The organism is Microvirga pakistanensis (assembly GCF_004458765.1).
Classification (GTDB): Bacteria; Pseudomonadota; Alphaproteobacteria; order Rhizobiales; family Beijerinckiaceae; genus Microvirga; species Microvirga pakistanensis.
The window spans coordinates 1-223 of record NZ_SPJX01000459.1 but is presented as its reverse complement, the minus strand read 5'-3'; the positions used below and the strand labels follow the sequence as shown (position 1 = coordinate 223).

Here is a 223-nt window from a genome sequence, read left to right as displayed (position 1 = left end):
GGGCGGGCGCCGTGATCCTGGCCAAGACCAACATGGTGGAGTTCGCCTTCTCCGGCCTGGGCCTCAATCCCCATTACGGCACACCGGGCAACGCCGTGGATCCCGCGCGGAGTCCCGGCGGCTCGTCCTCGGGGGCGGGCGTCGCGGTGGCGGAAGGAACCTCCGAGATCTCCATCGGCAGCGACACCGGTGGTTCCGTGCGCATTCCGGCGGCGCTCAACGG

The 223-nt window shown here is 70.9% G+C and carries 1 protein-coding gene; it reads left to right on the top strand.

What is annotated here, in order from left to right:
• The coding region (locus E4K09_RS20070) for an amidase family protein (RefSeq protein WP_244610608.1) at positions 1–223 on the top strand (223 nt) is incomplete at both ends.